Source organism: Kitasatospora sp. NPDC087315, from assembly GCF_044744345.1.
Taxonomy (GTDB): domain Bacteria; phylum Actinomycetota; class Actinomycetes; order Streptomycetales; family Streptomycetaceae; genus Kitasatospora.
On the sequence record NZ_JBIUYD010000019.1, the window covers coordinates 76,611 to 89,952 of the forward strand.

Here is a 13,342-nt window from a genome sequence, read left to right on the forward strand (position 1 = left end):
TGTCGGAACGCCACCGGGCCGCTCCGCCTCCTGACCGGAGGAGGGGCGGCCCGGGCCGTTCGACGGCCTCCCCACCGGCCCCCGCCGGCCCCCGTGTCCGCACCGCCCGTCGGGCACCGGTCAGCCGAGCTGCGGCAGCACTTCGGAGCCGAGCCGGGCGATGTTGTGCAGCGTCGCGTCGCGGTCGCCGCTGCCCTCGGCCAGCAGCGCGAAGCGGCGGATGCCCGTCCGCTCGGCGGTGGCCAGCAGCCGGTCGGCGCACTGCTTCGGCGTACCCACCGCGTGCAGGTCGCAGAGCAGCTCGGTGTACTCGCGCGGGTCGCGCATCTTGCGTTCCCGTCCGTCGACCGTCCGGTGTGCCCCGAGCCCGTACTCGAACCAGCCGGGCATCGCGCGCAGCAGGGTGGCCCGGGCGGCCGAGGTGCGGTCCTCGACCTGGGCCACGCCGGCCGCGACATGCTGGCGGCCGACCCGGCGCAGCTGCTCCTCGCCGCGCCCGGCGGCCAGCCAGGCGGTCCGGTACAGCTCCAGCATGCGCAGCTTGTCCTCGTCGCCGGAGTGCATGCCCAGCAGCATCGGCAGGCCGCGTTCGGCGGCGAGCCTGACCCCGCCGGGTGAGGTGCAGGCGACCACCACCGGCGGGCCGGCCACCGGCCGCCCGCTGCTGCCGAGCTCCCCGTCGGGGCCGTCGGCGTCCTTGCGCTGGCGCGGGAACCGCAGCAGCCCGGCCTGATCGCCGAGGCCCAGCCAGGATCCGAGGCCGGGGCGGCGGGGCGGCTCGGCGGCCCGGGGCACCACGGCCACCTCGGGGAAGCTGAACTGCGGGCCGTCCGCGCCCACCCGGGAGCCGCGCAGCCACCGCAGCAGCAGGTCGAGCCGCTCCGGGAAGCCCTGCTCGAAGGCGTCGACGCCGCCGCCGAAGACGTCCAGGTCGATCCAGGGCCCGCCGCGGCCCACCCCGAGCGTGAACCGCCCCTCCGAGGTGAGGTGCAGCAGCGCGGCCTGCTCGCCGAGCGTCACCGGGTGGGCGGTGGAGAGCACACTGACCGCCGTGCCGATGCCGATCCGGCGGGTGCGGCCGAGCAGCAGCGCGGCGAGCGTGGCGGCGTTCGGGCAGACCCCGTACGGGACGAAGTGGTGCTCGGCGAGCCAGACGCTGTCCAGGCCCGCGCGCTCGGCCTCGACGGCGGCCCGGACGGTGCGGTCCAGCGCCTCGCCGTGGGTCTGCCCGGGGAACTGCGCCGAGAGCAGGAACGCGCCGACCCGTACCGGCGCGGTGTCCGCGGGAAGTACGGCGGCCCGCTGGGGGGTGGGCAGCGGGGTGTCGGACACGGCCGTCACCCCGGCGGCGGACGTCAGCGCGGGGCCGGGGGCGGGCGGCCGGACCCCGACGGGCCGACGGGTCGTGGCTCGGGGGCTGGTCTTGGTCATCGGTGGGCCTCCTCGGGTGCGCGCAGGGTCTGCGGGCCCCGCCTGTCCCCTCGTGAGTAGCCCATGTCATGTGCCAATGGCACGCTGAACCCTGAATTTCTCTGGAGAACGGGTGGATATCACCGGAAACACCGAAGTGCCGGACGATGCCGTGATAGGGGCCCGGGGGAGGAGTTCCCGGCCGTAGGCTGGAACGGTTTCGAACCCCCGCAGAGAGGTAGCCAGACGTGTCGCCCCGCCGCAACCGGATCAAGAGCGCAGCCGACCGCGAGGCCTCGGAGCCGGCCGCCCCGCTCGGCGGCTCGCTGCGCCGCACGGAGACCTACCAGGGCGACGAGTGGGTGGTGCAGACGGTGGCCGGGACGGCCGGCCGCTACTACCGCTGCCCCGGCTGCGACCAGGAGATCCCGCCGGGCGTCGGCCACGTGGTGGCCTGGCCGGCGCACGGTGCCGGGGTGGACGACCGCCGGCACTGGCACCGGGCCTGCTGGGGCGCCCGCGACCGCCGGGCCTCCAACGTCCAGCGCGGCCGCGGCGCCCCGCGGTACTGAGACCGGCGGGGCGCCGCGTCGGGGCCCGGGAGACCGGGGGGCTCAGGCGTCGCGGTTCTTCAGCACCAGCGCCCCGCCGACCAGCGCGGCCAGCGTCCAGGCCAGGCAGATCAGGAAGCCGGCCCAGGGACCGTACGGCTGGCCGTGCTGCTCGTAGACCAGCATCATCCGCGAACCCGAGTAGTCGGGGAAGTAGTGGGCGAGCGTGCTGACCTTCGGCACCGCCGAGAGGATCGGCGAGAGCAGGAAGAAGAACGGCACCAGCACGCCCAGGGCCAGCGTCTGGTTGTGCAGCATCGCGGTGACGCCGGCCGAGAAGAGACAGAGCATCGTCAGATAGAGCGCCGCGCCGAACACCGCGCGCAGCACGTGCGGTTCGCCGAGGCCGGTGGAGTGGTCGCCGAGCAGCGCCTGGCCGGCGAAGAACGTGAGGAACGCGGTGACCAGCGAGACCGCCAGGGCCAGCGTGCCGAGGACCACCGCCTTGCCGGTGAGCAGGGTGCCGCGCTGGGGGACGGCGGCCAGGGTGACCCTGATCATCCCGCTGCTGTACTCGTTGCCGACCGCCAGCACCCCGAAGACGATGATGGCGAGCTCGCCGAGGATGATGCCGGAGAAGGCGGTACCGGTCGCGTCGAACGGGGTCTGCTCGTTGCGGTGGAACTCGGTGAAGTTGTTGTTGGTCAGCAGGGACAGCAGCGCGCCGAGGCCGAGGGTGACCACGAAGGTCAGCGCGAGCGTCCAGACCGTGGAGCGGACGCTGCGGATCTTCGTCCACTCGGAGCGCAGGACCGCCGGGAAGGACGCCATCTCAGTTCTCCTCCTGCCGGGCCGGCACGGTCTTCCGCGCCGCGCCGTCGTCGTGCCACCGGGCGCCCCAGGCGCCGGGCGCGCCGGCCGCGTCGAAGCCCTCGCCGGCCCCGGCGTGGTACTCCACGGAGTCGGCCGTCATCTGCATGAACGCGTCCTCCAGTGAGGCCTGCTGGGGGCTGAGCTCGTGCAGCACCACGCCGTGGACGGCGGCCAGTTCACCGAGCGCCGCGAGGTTGCCGTCGACCACCTCGTACGAGCCGTCGGGGCCGGGTTCGCCGCGCAGCCCGGCGCCGGCCAGCGCGTCCAGCAGGAGCTCCGGCTGCGGGGTGCGCAGCCGGACGGCGGACCGGGAGTTGCGCCGGATGAACTCGGGCATCGGCAGGTCGGCGAGGAGCCGGCCCCGGCCGATGACGACCAGGTGGTCGGCGGTGACGGCCATCTCGCTCATCAGGTGGGAGGAGACGAAGACGGTCCGGCCCTCGGCGGCGAGGCGCTTCATCAGGTTGCGGATCCAGAGGATGCCCTCCGGGTCGAGCCCGTTGACCGGTTCGTCGAACATCACGATCTCCGGGTCGCCGAGGAGCGCCGAGGCGATGCCCAGGCGCTGGCCCATGCCGAGGGAGAAGCCGCGGGCGCGTTTGCGGGCGACGGAGGTGAGACCGACCAGGCTGAGCACCTCGTCCACCCGGCCGGTCGGGATGCGGTTGCTCTGGGCGAGCCAGAGCAGGTGGTCGCGGGCGGTGCGGCCGGGGTGGACGGCCTTGGCCTCCAGCAGCGCGCCGATGTACTTGAGCGGCTCGCTGAGCTGTCCGTACCGCTTGCCGTCGATGGTGACGCGGCCGGAGGTGGGTCGGTCGAGGTCGAGGATCATGCGCATCGTGGTGGACTTGCCCGCGCCGTTGGGGCCGAGGAAACCGGTGACCACGCCCTGCGGGACCTGGAAGCTCAGCCGGTCGACGGCGAGGGTCGTGCCGTAACGTTTTGTCAGGTCGTGCAACTCGATCATTCGCGCTCCCTTACTCTCCGTCAGGATATGACAAAGCGGACATGGCGGCCCGCTGAGTGGGCCCGCCGGGTGCGCCGAACTACGGTGGGCCCATGACCCAGCTCCCCTCCGCATTGTCGGTCCGCGAGAGCGGCACCGGAACACCTCTCGTGCTGCTGCACGCCTTTCCGCACAACGCCTCGATGTGGTCCGCGCAACTGGACGCCCTGCCCGGACTGACCGGCGACGAGGCCCGCGTCCTCGCCCCCGACCAGCGCGGCTTCGGCGGCACCGAGCTGGGCACCGACGAGCCCTCGCTGGACGCCGTCGCCGACGATGTCGCGCTGCTGCTGGACGCGGCCGGCATCGAACGGGCGGTGGTCGGCGGGCTCTCGATGGGCGGGTACGTGGCGCTGGCCTTCGCCCGCCGCCACCCGCGGCGGCTGGCCGGCCTGCTGCTGGCCAACACCAGGGCCACCGCCGACACCGAGGCGGCCCGGGCCAACCGCGAGCGGATCGCCGCCGCCGTCCTGGCCCGGGACAGCGTCCGGCTGCTGCTCGACGAGCGGACGGCGGCCGGGCAGCTCGGGCCGGACTCCGGGCACCTGGTGGAGCGGGTGGAGGGGATGATCGCGGAGGCGTCACCGGCGGCCGTCGCCTGGGCGCAGCGGGCGATGGCGGCCCGGCCGGACGCCCTGGACGTGCTGGCCGGGGTACGGGTGCCGACCGCCGTGGTGGCGGGGGAGAAGGACGGCCTGACGCCGCTGTCCGAGGCCGAGCTGATGGTCCGGGCCAGGCCGGACGCCGAGCTGACCGTCGTCCCGGGCGTGGGGCACCTGAGCGCGCTGGAGGCGCCGGAGGCGTTCGACGCGGCGGTGCGCAGACTGCTGGCGCGGGTCGCCGGATGAGTGGCGACGCGGCGGGCTGGGACTTCTCGGCGCTGGAGGTGACCGGCCGGATGCCCGTCACCAACCGCGGCGAGGCGCTGGTCGAGCTGACCCTGGAGCCGCTCGGCGAGGACTACTGGATGCGGCCCGGGGAGACGTTCATCGTCACCTCGTACGGGGACTACGGGCCCGGGCACCCCTTCGAGGTGCAGTACTGGCCGGACTCGGTGACGGTCTGGTGCACCTCGTGGTTCGGCACCGTGTCGGACGACGAGGGCAACCAGCTGAGCAGCGGGTACCAGCGGCCGGACGGCGCGTACCCGCGCTGAGCGCGGTGGCTGTGATGGCCGCGGTGGGCGGGGTGGGCGGGGTGCCGGACGGGCCGGTGCCCCGCCCACCGTGATCCGGCGCGATCCGGCGGACCGGCCGGGGCCGGGCGGGCGGCGGGACTGGCGGGGAACCAGAACAGGCCCCCACCCGGGCGGGTGAGGGCCTGTCGGTGATGCGTCAGCGCGACTGCTGGGCGGGCACGCCCATGCTGTCGTCGTTCGGCAGCGAGGCGGCGGCCACGGCCGCGCCGGTCAGCGTCGCCAGCATCTCGCGGACGTTGGTCAGCTGGGCGTTGATGCTGTCGCGGCGGTTGGTGAGCGCCGCCAGCTCGCGCTCGGATTCGCTGCGGATCCGGTCGGCCTTGGCGTTGGCGTCGGCCACGATGTCCTCGGACTGGCGCTGGGCCGTCTCGACGGTCTGGCGGGCGCGGCGCTCGGCGTCGGTGCGCAGCTTCTCGGCCTCCAGGCGCAGCTGCTCGGCCCGGTGCTCGATCTCGGCGAGGCGCTTCTCGGCCTTGGCCTGACGGGCGGCCAGGTCGCGCTCGGACTGCTCGCGGCGCTTGGCCAGGTTGGTCTCGAACTCCAGCGCGGCCTGGGCGGCCTTGGTGCGGGTCTCCTCGAAGAGGGCGTCCGCCTCCTCGCGCTTGTTCTGGGCGTCCTTGTTGGCCTCGGCGCGCAGCTGGGCGCTGTCGCTCTTGGCCTTGTCGACGATCCGCAGACCCTCGTCCTCCGCCTTGGCCTTGCGGTCCTTGGCGTAGTTCTCGGCCTCGCTGCGCACCTGCTGGGAGGCCGCCTCGGCCAGCTCGCGGTGCTGCTCGGCGGCGCGGTGCGCCTCCTCGCGCAGGTCCTTGGCCTCCTCCTCGGCGAGCCGCAGGATCTTCTCGACCCGGGCGCCGAGACCGGCGTAGGAGGGCTCCGTCTCCGTGACCGCCGCCTGGGCGGTCTGGGTCTCGAGGTGGAGCTCCTCGATGCGCTTCTCCAGCGCACTGATCCGGGTCAAGGCACTGTCACGGTCGGCCACCAGCTTGGTGATCCGCTCGTCGACCTGGGCGCGCTCGTACCCACGGCGCACCAGGTCGAAGCCGTGAGGGGAGTGACTGTCGCTCATGGGGTTCTGGGCTTCCTGTCGTCAAACCGCTGAGGTGGTTGAGGGAATCCTGACACGTTACCGGAGTGTCGTCGGCGAAATGCCGTTGCATCGCGGAGAATGTCCGCTCAATCGGGTGGTGCGCCACCGGAGCGATTGCCACCCGACCGGGGGGCGCCCACTCCGGCACCGGCCTTGGCACCCCCGTCCTTCTTGTTGCTGCTTCCCCCGTTGGTCTGTGCGACCGGTGACGGCGCCTCGAACGCCTCCAGCGCGGACAGCACGTCCTGCACCCTGGAGATCTCGGTGTTGATGTCCTTGCGGCGCCGCACCAGTTCGTCCAGCTCGCGCCGGCCCTCGCCGGTGACCCGCTTCGCCTCGGCCCGGGCCTCGGTGAGGAGCCGCTCGGCCTCCGCCTTCGCCAGCTCGATCTGCTCGTCCGCGGTCTCGTCGGCGGCCCGCAGCCGCTTCTCCGCCTCGGTCGAGGCGGCTTCGACCCGCTCCTCCGCGTCGTCCTGGGCGGACTTCAGCTTGGCCTCGGCCTTGACGATCAGGGCCTCGGCGCGGCTGGTGGAGTCGGCGAGCTTGGTCTCGGCCTCCTTCAGCAGGCCCTCCGCCTTGCGGACGGCCGAGATCCGGACCTTGCTGGCCTCGGCGGACGCCTGCGAGGTCAGCTCGTTGGCGCGCTCCTCGGCGGCCGCGACCAGCGCCGCCGCCCGGTCCTCGGCCTCGGCGACGGTGGCCACCGCCTGCTCCTCGGCCTCGGTCAGCTGCTCCTGAGCGGCCGTCACCAGGGCGTCCACCCGCTCGCCGGCCGACTTCATCGCCTGCGCGTTCTCCTTGCGGGCGCGCTCGTGCAGCGCCTCGACCTCGGCGTCGGTGCGCTCGCGCAGCTCCTCGGCGCGCTCGCGGATCGCGGTGGCGTCCCGGCGGGCCTCGGAGAGCAGCGCGTCGGCGTCCGCCCGGCCCTTCTCGACCTCGTTCTGGCCGGCCGCCTCGCCGGCGGCGACCAGCCGGTCGGCCTCCTTGCGAGCGGCAGCGACCATCGCGTCCGCCTGCTCCTCGGCGGCGGCGGTGGTGGCCAGTGCGGTGGTCTGGGCGTCCTCGCCGAGTGCCTCGGCGTCCGCGAAGGCCTTCTCCAGAACGGAGTTGGCCTGGTCCCGGGTGGCCCGGTCGAACTGCTCGGCGGCCTCGCGGGTGTCGGCGTCGTAGGCGTCGGCCCGGGCGTGGGTGGCGGTGTCGTAGTCGTCCGCGAGGGTCCGGGTGGCCAGCGCGTACTCCTCGGCCTCCGCCCGTAGCGAGGCGGCGAACTCCTCCGCCTCGGCGATCGTGGCGGCGGCCCGCTCCTCGGCGGCGGCCACCGTCCGGGCGGCCAGCGCCTCGGACTCGGCGCGCTGCTGGTCGGCGGCCTCCTGGGCGGCGCGCAGCTCGGCCTCGGCGTCGGCGCGCAGCTGTTCGTCGTAGGCGTGGGCCTCGACGCGCTGGTGGGCCAGTTCGGACTCGACCGCCTCGCGTTCGGCGGCCAGCTCCAGCGCGGTCTGCTCGCGCAGCGCGGCCACCTCGGCGGCGGTCCTGGCCCGCAGATCGGTGGTCTCCCGCTCGGCGAGGGCGCGCTGCTCGGCGGTCTCGCGGTCGGCCAGGGCCCGCTGCTCGGCGGTCTCCTGGTCGGCGGCCTCGTGCAGCTCGGCGACGGCGCGGTCGGTCCGCTCGCGGAGTTCGGTGGTCTCCCGCTCCGCCAGTGCCCGCAGTTCGGTGGTCTCGCGGTCGGCGGTGTCGCGCAGCTCGGCGGCGTCCTGCTCGGCCCGGTCGCGGACCTCGGTGGCCTCCCGCTCGGCGGTGGCCCGCTGCTCGGCGATCTGCTGCGAGGCGGCCTCGTACATACCGGCCACCGACTGGCGGACCTCGGCGGCCTCGTCCTCGGCGACGGCGACCAGCTCGGCGCCCTCGGCCTTGGCGGCGGCGACGAGCTCCTCGCCGTCGACGCGGGCCTGCTCCAGCACCCCCGCCGCCTCGGTGCGGATGTTCTGGGCGGTGGCGCGGGCCTCGGACAGCTCCCGCCCGGCCTCGGCGCGGACGGTCGAGGCCTGCTCGGCGGCCAGGGCCAGCTCGGCCTCGGCCTTCTCGCGCACCGCCTTCGCCGCGGCTGCGGCCTCGGTCCGCCGCCGCTCGGCGGCGGCCTTGGCGGCCTCCAGGGCCTGTTCGGCCTCGGCCCGGAGGCGGGTGGTCTCCGCGGCGGTCTGCTCGGTGAGTTCGGTGGCGGCCTGTTCGGCTTCGGCCTGGAGGCGGGTGGTCTCCGCGGCCGTGTGCTCGGTGAGTTCGGCTGCGGCCTGTTCGGCTTCGGTGCGGACGCGGGTGGCATGGGTTTCGGCGGCCTCGCGCTGCGCGGTGGTCTCCGCGGCGGTGCGCTCGGTGAGTTCGGCTGCGGCCTGTTCGGCTTCGGTGCGGACGCGGGTGGCGTGGGTTTCGGCGGCCTCGCGCTGCGCGGCGGTCTCCGCGGCCGTCCGTTCGGTGAGCTCGGCGGCGGCCTGCTCGGCCTGCTCGCGTGCGGCCTTGGCGGCGGCCAGGTGCTCGGCGGTCTCCTCGCGCTCGCGGAGCAGCCCGTCGGAGGCCTCCTCGCGCTCGCGCCGGCTCTCCTCGCGAAGCGCGTCGGCGGCCGCCTCGGCCTCGCCACGGGAGCGGGCCAGCTCGGCGTCGGTCTCGGTGCGCAGCCGCTCGGAGTCGGCCACCGCGGCGTCCAGGACGGCTGCGGCCTCGGCCTGCGCGTCGGCCCGGACGGCCTCGGCCGAGGCGTTCGCCTCGGCGCGCACCCGATGGTCGAACTCGGTTGCCTCGCGGCGCAGTTCGGCGGTCTCGCGCTCGGCGGCGGTCCGGTTCTCGGCGGCCGCTGCCTTGGCGGCGGCCAGCGCGTCCTGGCCCTGCTGCTCGGCGGTGGCGGTGATCTTCTCGGCCTCGGCCCGGGCCCGGGTGAGGGTCTGCTCGGCGCGGCTCTGGGTCTCGGCGGCCTGCTCCTTGGCCTGGGCGCGCAGCCGCTCGATCTCACCGGCCGCACCGGCCCGCAGCTCGTCCGCGTCGGCCTTGGCCCTGGTGAGCAGCTCCTCGGCGCTCTTCGCCGACTCCTCGATCTGCACGACGGCCTGGCGGCGGGCCTCGCCGCGCACCCGGTCGGCCTCGGCGGCCGCCTGGGAGCGCAGCTCCTCGGCCTCGGCGCGCAGCCGGGCGGCCTCGTCCTGCATCTGCTGCACCCGCTCGCGGATGCCGGCGGCGTCGTCCAGCGCGGCGTTCTGGGCCTGCTCGACGGCGGCCTGCGCCTGCTCGCGCAGCCGCTCGGCCTCGGCGGCGGCCTCGGTCCGGATCCGCTCGGCCTCGGCGGCCGCCTCGCTCCGGGCGGTGCCGGCGTCCTGGTCGGCCCGGGCGAGCACCTCCTCGGCCGTCTTGGCGGCCTTGGCGAGGTGGACGGTGGCGTCCTTGGCGCCGGCCGCCCGGCCCTCCTCCTCGGCCTCGGCACGCAGCTGTGCGGCGGCGGCCTCGGCCTGGGCCCGCAGCTCCGCGACATCGCGCTCGGCGGTGGCGCGCAGCTCGGCGATGGCGGCCTCGGCCTCGGCCCGCAGCTGGCCGGCCACCGACTCGGCGGTGGCGCGCAGCCGCTCGCTCTCCTCGGCGGCGGCGGCCTTGGCGGCCTCCGCCTCGGCCTTCTTGGTGGCGGCCTCGGCCTTGATGGCCTCGGCTTCCTTGGTGGCGACGGCGACCATCCGGGCGACCTCGGCCCGGGCGGTCTGCGAGCGCTGCTCGTTGGCGGCCTCGCCGTCGGCGACCTTGCGCTCGGCGGCGGCCTCGGCGTCGGCCTGGAGCTGTTCGGCGGCGACCTCGGCCTGGGCCCGCAGTTCGGCGGCCTCCCGGCGGGTGCGTTCGGCCTCGGCGATCGCTTCGGCGCGCAGCCGTTCTATCTCGGCCTGGGCGTGGGCGAGCTCCTGCTCGGCGCGGGCCTGCTCGGCGGCGGCCTGCTCCTTGAGCCGGCCGATCTCGGCCTGGGCGGAGGCGAGCTGCTGTCCGGCGGCGGCGTGGGCGCCGGCCAGCTGCTGCTGGGCCTCGCCGCGCGCGGCGTTGACGTCCGCGGCGGCCTGGGCGCTGGCCTGCTGGGCCTGCTCGGAGGCGGCGCGCAGCAGTCGCTGGGCGTCGCTCTGGGCCCGCTGGAGGGCGGCCTCGGCGGCGGCCTGGGCCTCGCCGCGGGCGGCGTCCACGTCGGCGGCGGTCTGGGCGCGGGCCTGGTCGGCGAGGGCGGTGGCCTCGGCCCGGGCGGCGGCCATCATCCGCTCGGACTCGGCGCGGGCCTCCTGGAGCAGGCGCTGGGCCTCCTGCTCGGTGCCGGCCCGGGTCTGCTCGGCCCAGTTGACGTTCTCGTTGACGTGCTGCTCGGCGCTGCGGCGCAGCTCGGCGAGCTCCTCCTCGAGCTGGCGGCGGCGGGCGGTGAGCTCGGCCTCCAGCCGGGCGGTGCGCTCGGCGGCCTCGGCCATCAGCCGCTGGGTGGCCGCCTGGGAGTCGCGCAGCTGCCGTTCGGCGTCGGCGCGCAGCTGCTGGGCCTGCATCTCGGCGGTGCGGAGCATCTGCTCGGCCTGGCCGGAAACGGCGTCGAAGGCGCGCGGCTGGGCGAGCATGCGACGGGACTCGTGCAGCTTGGCCCGGAGCACCTCCACCTGGTAGGCGAGGTCCTCGGCATGCTCGACTGACTTGTCCCGCTCCTTGCGAGTCCGATCCATCTCGGCCTCGAACTGGGAGAGGTGATCGTCAACCTCGTAGCGGTCGTAGCCCCGCACTCCGCGGTCCCATCCATCTCCTGGTCGCGTCCTCGACCCGGCCGGTTCGGGTTCCCGCTTGTCCGGGGCCCGGTCCGACTGGTCCTTGCATCCGCAGCCGGTGGACGGCCCCCTCTGGTCGGGGGCGTCCGCCACGGTCGTCGGAGCCCTGGCCGTGGAAGCGCGGTGGTTCCGCGTTCCCCCGTCCGAGTGGACTCCTGGGCGAACTCTTGCCTTGTGGAGAATATGGTGACAGATCCGAACTGAGACTGTTCAGCCGTGCCCGCGTAATGGACTCCCCTGCGACGGGCCGGCCACCCCGGGGGCGGACGGCCTGTCATCGGCCGTGCTCGTCGTCCCCGTCCCCCGGAGTCTTCGCGCACTCGGGCATTGTAGTGGGAGCGCCCAGTGGGGGAATGGGCGCGTGGGGGTTTTCCGGGTGCGGGGTGAGATTACTGACGGGTTTTGAGCGAACGGGCGGCGGGAAGCGGGTGCCGTCGCCGGACGGCACCCGCCGGGCGCTCAGTGCGCCTGCTGCCCGTCGCCCCCGGCGGAGGTGACCAGTTCGGTCAGGACGCCGCCGCAGTCCTTGGGGTGCAGGAAGGTGATCCGGGACCCCATCGAGCCGGTCCGGGGCTGCTCGTAGAGGACCCGGACGCCCTTGGCGCGGATCGCCTCGGAGTCCCCGTCGACGTCGGCGGTGCCGAAGGCGATGTGGTGGACGCCCTCGCCGTTCTTCTCCAGCCACTTGGCGACGGTGGAGTCGGGCCGGGTGGGCTCCAGCAGCTGGAGGTAGGAGGCGCCGCCGTCGCCGGTGTCGTTGATCTTGAGCATGGCCTCGCGGACCCCCTGCTCCTCGTTGACCTCGCTGTGGAACACCTCGAAGCCGTAGGTGGTGCGGTAGAACTCGACCGTCCGGTCGAGGTCGAAGCAGGCGATGCCGATGTGGTCGATACGGGTCAGCACGGCGACCTCCGGGTCTGGGCCGGCCGTCCGAGCGGGCGATCCGAGCGGGCGGCGGGGCGGGCGGCGGGACGGCAACAGTGCAGCGCATGCCGCTGGAACGCGCCAGTGCTCGGCGTGCGAGTCTGCTCACACGCCCGTGGTTCACCCGAACCGCGTTGACACGGTGTTGACTGGACAGTGCCAGTGCGCTCGATCACACCGTCGTTCCGGTGACGGGCGGGTAACAGGTCAGTACATTGAGCGGCATCCTCACCTGGCCACGACGTGCGAAGGGGCCCGTCCCATGACCAACACCACCTCTGTGATCGTTGCCGGTGCGCGGACCCCGATGGGTCGCCTGCTCGGTTCGCTCAAGGGCTTCTCCGGCGCCGACCTCGGCGGCTTCGCGATCAAGGCGGCTCTGGAGCGGGCCGGCATCACGGGTGAGCAGGTCCAGTACGTGATCATGGGCCAGGTGCTGCAGGCCGGCGCCGGCCAGATCCCGGCCCGTCAGGCCGCCGTCAAGGCGGGCATCCCGATGAACGTCCCGGCGCTCACCGTCAACAAGGTCTGCCTCTCCGGCCTGGACGCCATCGCGCTGGCCGACCAGCTGATCCGGGCCGGTGAGTTCGACATCGTGGTGGCCGGCGGCCAGGAGTCGATGACCAACGCCCCGCACCTGCTGCCGAAGTCCCGCGAGGGCTACAAGTACGGCGCGATCGAGCTGCTGGACGCGATGGCGTACGACGGGCTCACCGACGCCTACGAGAACATCCCGATGGGCGAGTCCACCGAGAAGCACAACACCCGCCTGGGCATCCCGCGCGAGGTCCAGGACGAGATCGCCGCCGCCTCGCACCAGCGGGCCGCCAAGGCGCAGCAGAACGGCGTCTTCGAGGCCGAGATCGTCCCGGTCGCCATCCCGCAGCGCAAGGGCGAGCCGGTCGTCTTCAGCCAGGACGAGGGCATCCGCGCCGACACCACGGTCGAGGGCCTGGCCCGGCTGCGCCCGGCCTTCGCCAAGGACGGCACGATCACCGCCGGCACCTCCTCGCAGATCTCGGACGGGGCCGCCGCCGTGGTCGTGATGAGCCGGGCCAAGGCCGAGGAGCTGGGCCTGAGCTGGATCGCCGAGATCGGCGCGCACGGCAATGTCGCGGGCCCGGACAACTCGCTGCAGTCGCAGCCGTCCAACGCGATCCGGCACGCGCTGGCCAAGGAGGGCCTGGAGGTCGCCGACCTCGACCTGATCGAGATCAACGAGGCCTTCGCCGCGGTCGCCCACCAGTCCATGAAGGACCTGGGCGTCTCCTCGGACATCGTCAACGTCAACGGCGGCGCGATCGCGCTCGGCCACCCGATCGGGATGTCCGGCGCCCGTGTGGTGCTGCACCTGGCGCTGGAGCTCCAGCGGCGCGGCGGCGGTGTCGGCGCGGCCGCGCTGTGCGGCGGTGGCGGCCAGGGCGACGCGCTGATCGTCAGGGTTCCGAAGGCCTGATCGTCCGACCTGCCTTCGGGGCCGCG

Annotated in this window: 10 protein-coding genes; 4 read left to right on the forward strand and 6 right to left on the reverse strand. The window is 74.4% G+C overall.

Going from position 1 to position 13,342, the window contains the following annotated elements:
- Positions 1 to 120 precede the first annotated feature (120 nt).
- Positions 121 to 1,431 carry an LLM class flavin-dependent oxidoreductase gene (locus ACIO5D_RS25690; RefSeq protein ID WP_363604829.1) on the reverse strand — a complete coding sequence of 437 codons (1,311 nt, stop codon included), beginning with the start codon at positions 1,429 to 1,431 and terminating at the stop codon, positions 121 to 123.
- Positions 1,432 to 1,658: 227 nt separating this feature from the next.
- Between ACIO5D_RS25690 and ACIO5D_RS25695 the strand changes: the two genes are divergently transcribed.
- A complete protein-coding gene (locus ACIO5D_RS25695) occupies positions 1,659 to 1,982 on the forward strand; it encodes an ATP/GTP-binding protein (protein ID WP_363604831.1) in 324 nt (107 codons plus the stop codon).
- Positions 1,983 to 2,024: 42 nt separating this feature from the next.
- On the opposite strand, the gene ACIO5D_RS25700 is transcribed toward ACIO5D_RS25695, so the two are convergent.
- Together ACIO5D_RS25700 and ACIO5D_RS25705 are read right to left on the reverse strand one after the other, a co-directional pair.
- Positions 2,025 to 2,792 carry an ABC transporter permease subunit gene (locus ACIO5D_RS25700; protein ID WP_363604832.1) on the reverse strand — a complete coding sequence of 256 codons (768 nt, stop codon included), beginning with the start codon at positions 2,790 to 2,792 and terminating at the stop codon, positions 2,025 to 2,027.
- A gap of 1 nt (position 2,793) precedes the next feature.
- Positions 2,794 to 3,801 (reverse strand): ATP-binding cassette domain-containing protein, encoded by a 1,008-nt coding sequence (locus ACIO5D_RS25705; RefSeq protein WP_363604834.1) that lies wholly within the window; start codon positions 3,799 to 3,801, stop codon positions 2,794 to 2,796.
- Between the two features lie 92 nt (positions 3,802 to 3,893).
- Here ACIO5D_RS25705 and ACIO5D_RS25710 point away from each other — a divergent pair, with 92 nt between their 5' ends.
- Both ACIO5D_RS25710 and ACIO5D_RS25715 read left to right on the forward strand, forming a co-directional pair.
- Positions 3,894 to 4,688: an alpha/beta fold hydrolase gene (locus tag ACIO5D_RS25710; protein WP_400654633.1), complete on the forward strand. Its 795-nt coding sequence runs from the start codon at positions 3,894 to 3,896 to the stop codon at positions 4,686 to 4,688.
- The gene (locus ACIO5D_RS25715) at positions 4,685 to 4,996 is read left to right on the forward strand and encodes a hypothetical protein (protein WP_363604838.1); all 312 of its coding nucleotides are present in this window, start codon (positions 4,685 to 4,687) and stop codon (positions 4,994 to 4,996) included. The genes ACIO5D_RS25710 and ACIO5D_RS25715 overlap by 4 nt, the downstream gene beginning before the upstream one ends.
- 178 nt (positions 4,997 to 5,174) lie before the next feature.
- Here ACIO5D_RS25715 and ACIO5D_RS25720 read toward each other — a convergent pair whose 3' ends face one another.
- The 3 genes from ACIO5D_RS25720 to mce form a co-directional block, all read right to left on the reverse strand.
- Entirely contained in the window at positions 5,175 to 6,104 is a 930-nt protein-coding gene (locus ACIO5D_RS25720; RefSeq protein ID WP_363604839.1) for a cellulose-binding protein, read from the reverse strand.
- 107 nt (positions 6,105 to 6,211) lie between these two features.
- Complete coding sequence (locus ACIO5D_RS25725; protein ID WP_400798051.1) at positions 6,212 to 10,894, reverse strand: hypothetical protein; 4,683 nt, start codon at positions 10,892 to 10,894, stop codon at positions 6,212 to 6,214.
- A gap of 501 nt (positions 10,895 to 11,395) precedes the next feature.
- Entirely contained in the window at positions 11,396 to 11,839 is a 444-nt protein-coding gene (gene mce, locus ACIO5D_RS25730) for a methylmalonyl-CoA epimerase (protein ID WP_363604842.1), read from the reverse strand.
- 283 nt (positions 11,840 to 12,122) lie between these two features.
- Here mce and ACIO5D_RS25735 point away from each other — a divergent pair, with 283 nt between their 5' ends.
- Entirely contained in the window at positions 12,123 to 13,316 is a 1,194-nt protein-coding gene (locus ACIO5D_RS25735) for an acetyl-CoA C-acetyltransferase (protein WP_400654642.1), read from the forward strand.
- The last annotated feature ends 26 nt before the right edge of the window (positions 13,317 to 13,342 follow it).

What these genes read in the sequence shown, in the direction of transcription:
- ACIO5D_RS25690 (WP_363604829.1), bottom strand. Translation starts at nt 1,431, where the DNA reads ATGACCAAGACCAGCCCCCGAGCCACGACCCGTCGGCCCGTCGGGGTC.
- ACIO5D_RS25700 (WP_363604832.1), bottom strand. Translation starts at nt 2,792, where the DNA reads ATGGCGTCCTTCCCGGCGGTCCTGCGCTCCGAGTGGACGAAGATCCGC.
- ACIO5D_RS25705 (WP_363604834.1), bottom strand. Translation starts at nt 3,801, where the DNA reads ATGATCGAGTTGCACGACCTGACAAAACGTTACGGCACGACCCTCGCC.
- ACIO5D_RS25710 (WP_400654633.1), top strand. Translation starts at nt 3,894, where the DNA reads ATGACCCAGCTCCCCTCCGCATTGTCGGTCCGCGAGAGCGGCACCGGA.
- ACIO5D_RS25715 (WP_363604838.1), top strand. Translation starts at nt 4,685, where the DNA reads ATGAGTGGCGACGCGGCGGGCTGGGACTTCTCGGCGCTGGAGGTGACC.
- ACIO5D_RS25720 (WP_363604839.1), bottom strand. Translation starts at nt 6,104, where the DNA reads ATGAGCGACAGTCACTCCCCTCACGGCTTCGACCTGGTGCGCCGTGGG.
- ACIO5D_RS25735 (WP_400654642.1), top strand. Translation starts at nt 12,123, where the DNA reads ATGACCAACACCACCTCTGTGATCGTTGCCGGTGCGCGGACCCCGATG.